The organism is Ferrovibrio sp., from assembly GCF_035304305.1.
GTDB lineage: Bacteria > Pseudomonadota > Alphaproteobacteria > Ferrovibrionales > Ferrovibrionaceae > Ferrovibrio.
The window spans coordinates 1-3091 of sequence record NZ_DATGQG010000086.1 but is presented as its reverse complement, the minus strand read 5'-3'; the positions used below and the strand labels follow the sequence as shown (position 1 = coordinate 3091).

The window sequence follows — 3091 nt, the reverse complement described above, 5'->3', positions numbered from 1 at the left end:
GCCGGCAGTCAGGGGCGGCTGCCGGAGCAGCCGCGGTCATCTGCGTTTCTTGCGCGCCGCGTAGCGCGCATCCCGCGCGGCCTTGTCGGCGATCAGCTTGGCCGCGGCAGCCTCGGCTTCGCGGATGGATGCGGCCTGCTGCTCGGCGGCGGCGAGCCGCGCGGCTTCGGCAGCGGCAGCGGCCTGCAATTTCAACTCTTCGGCCTGGCGGGCCGCTTCGGCCTCGCGCGCAATGCGGCGTTCGGCCTGGCGGCGTTCGCGCTCGGCGGCCGCCTTCGCGCGTTCGGCGCGGCGTGCGGCAAGGGCGGGATCATTCGGGTCGGGCTGGGCCCGGAATTTGTCGAGGGCGGCGCGACGGGCATTGCTGGCCAGAGCCAGACGGTCGGTGAAATTCTGTTCCTTGAATCCGCTCATTTTTGTCCTTTCCGGTGGCGTTCAGAATGAGAACCTGCGCGGATGCGATCCGCGCAGGTTCCATAACGGCAGACGGATCACGCAGCCTGCAGGCTGCGGACCGCAATCTTGCCCGACCGGCGGTCCATCTCGGTGTCGAAAGCGACCTTCTGGCCGTCCGACAGCGAGGTCATGCCGGCGCGCTCGAGCGCGGTGGCATGCACGAACACGTCCCTGCCGCCGTCGTCCGGCTGGATGAAACCGAAGCCCTTCTGGGCGTTGAAGAATTTTACAATACCATTCTGCATGGAATTACCTTTTCACACGTATATGCGGGCATGCGCGACCATTCGCGCCCGATCTCTCGGATGCGCCCGGATTTGTCGAAAGTTTTGGAAAGAAGTCGGAGGGTGTGAGCGGCTTCGCCGCGACCAGCCAGAATGTCCGGCCAAAAATATCGATGGCCGGACGCTACGCGCTCCGCTCTGCGAAAGCAAGCGACATAAACGTGATCGGAAACACTTTGCCGTCGAATGCCGCGCTTCGTGTCCCGCGGCATTCCCGGTGTGACGACCCGTCAGGCTTCCGTCACCAGCGCCTTGAGCTGGTAGAGCAGATCCAGCGCCTGTTTCGGCGAGAGCGCGTCGATGTCGGTTGTCTTCAGCGCGGCCTCGACTTCCGACGGCGCGGCGACCAGCCTGGGCGGCGGCGCCATGCTGAACAGCGGCAGGTCGTCGACCAGTTTCGCCGAGCTTCCCGTCTGGCCGGATTTCTCCAGCGTATGCAGCACCTCGGCGGCGCGCTTCAGCACCGCATCGGGCAGGCCGGCAAGCTTCGCCACCTGGATACCGTAGGAGCGGTCGGCGGCCCCCGGCCCGACTTCATGCAGGAAGACCAGTTCGCCGTCCCATTCCTTCACTTTCAGCGTGTGATTGCTGAGCTGCGGCAGCTTCTCGGCCAGCGCGGTGAGCTCGTGGTAATGGGTGGCGAACAGGCCGCGGCAGCGGCTTTTCTCATGCAGATATTCCACCACCGCCCAGGCGATCGACAGGCCGTCGAAGGTGGCCGTGCCGCGGCCGATCTCGTCGAGGATGACCAGCGCGCGCGGACCGGCCTGGTGCAGGATCGCCGCCGTCTCCACCATCTCGACCATGAAGGTCGAACGGCCGCGGGCGAGATCGTCGGCGGCGCCGACGCGGCTGAACAGCCGATCCACGATGCCGATATGGGCCGAGCCCGCGGGCACGAAGCTGCCCATCTGCGCCAGCAGGGCGATCAGCGCATTCTGGCGCAGGAAGGTGGATTTGCCGGCCATGTTCGGGCCGGTGAGCAGCCAGAGCTTGCGGCCTTCGCCGAGATCGCAGTCATTGGCGACGAACCGCTCGCCCGCGCCGGCCTTCGCCAGCGCCGCCTCCACCACCGGATGCCGCCCGCCCTCGATATGGAAGGCGAGGCTGTCATCGACCTTCGGCCGCACCCAGCGGCGCTGCACGGCAAGTTCGGCCAGCGCCGCCGTGACATCCAGCGCGGCGAGCGCGGCTGCGGCGCGGGTGATCGGCTCGGATGCCGCCAGCACCTGCTGCACCAGATCGTCGAAGATCGAAAGCTCGATCTGCAGTACGCGTTCGGCCGCCTGGGCGATTCTGCTTTCCAGCTCGGACAGCTCGGGCGTCGCATAGCGCATGGCATTCGCCATGGTCTGGCGATGGATGAACTGCACGCCCATCTGCGACGCGTGCTTCGGCGCGATCTCGATATAGTAGCCGAGCTGGTTGTTGTGCCGGATCTTCAGCGTCGCGATGCCGGTCTCGGCACAGTATTTCTCCTGCAGGCCGGCGATATGGCGGCGGCTTTCGTCGCGCAGCACGCGCAGCTCGTCCAGTTCGGGCCGGTAGCCCGGCTTCACGAAACCGCCGTCGCGGGCGTGGAAGGGCAGTTCCTCGGTCAGCGCGGCATCGAGCGCTGCCACCAGCGCCGCATGATCGCCGAGGCCGACGCGCATGGCATCCAGCGCCGGCGGCAGGGTCGCCTCGGTCTTCAGCCTGGCCGCCAGTTCGCCGGCCTGGCGCAGGCCCTCGCGCATGGCAGCGAGATCGCGCGGCCCGCCGCGGCCCAGCGACAGGCGGGACAGCGCGCGGGCGATGTCAGGCACGCGGCGCAGGCTTTCGCGGACATCCTCGCGCAGCCGCACGCCGTCCACCAGCCAGGCGACGGCGTCATGGCGGTCGGCGATTTCCTTCGCATCGGTGAGCGGCGCCTGCAGCCGCTGCGCCAGCAGGCGCGCGCCGGCGCCGGTCAGCGTGAGATCGATGCAGCCGAGCAGCGCGCCGTCGCGCTGGCCGCTCAGCGTCTCGACCAGTTCGAGGTTGCGCCGCGTGGCGGGGTCGATCGCCATCACGCTCTGCGGCGGCTGCTTCACCGGCGGATCGAGGCGGGGCAGCCGGCCGCATTGTGTCGCGTCGACATAGTCCAGCAGGGCCCCGGCGGCGCAGAGTTCGGCACGGGAGAAGCTGCCATAGGCGTCCAGCGCGGCGACGCCCAGAGCCGTCTTCAGCCGCCGCTCGCCGGAAATCGAGTCGAACCGCGCCGCGGGCAGCGGCGAGAGGGTGGCATTCGACTGCTCCAGCACCAGCCGCAGCTCGGGCCGGGCCAGCATGCCTTCCGGCAGCACCAGCTCGCGCGGATTGACGCGGGCGAG

At 68.4% G+C, this 3091-nt stretch carries 3 protein-coding genes; all 3 read right to left on the bottom strand.

Annotated features, from left to right (window positions below):
- Positions 1-36 precede the first annotated feature (36 nt).
- Complete coding sequence (locus VKZ87_RS10415; protein WP_324221191.1) at positions 37-414, bottom strand: DUF6481 family protein; 378 nt, start codon at positions 412-414, stop codon at positions 37-39.
- A 77-nt stretch (positions 415-491) separates the two neighbouring features.
- On the bottom strand, positions 492-701 hold the full coding sequence (locus VKZ87_RS10410; RefSeq protein WP_324221190.1) for a cold-shock protein: 210 nt from the start codon (positions 699-701) through the stop codon (positions 492-494).
- A 269-nt stretch (positions 702-970) separates the two neighbouring features.
- Positions 971-3091: DNA mismatch repair protein MutS (gene mutS / locus VKZ87_RS10405; RefSeq protein WP_324221189.1), on the bottom strand; the 2121-nt coding region annotated here is incomplete at its 5' end.

Excerpts from the sequence above, each read along its gene's own strand:
- VKZ87_RS10410 (WP_324221190.1), bottom strand. The coding sequence starts at position 701 with ATGCAGAATGGTATTGTAAAATTCTTCAACGCCCAGAAGGGCTTCGGT.
- VKZ87_RS10415 (WP_324221191.1), bottom strand. The coding sequence starts at position 414 with ATGAGCGGATTCAAGGAACAGAATTTCACCGACCGTCTGGCTCTGGCC.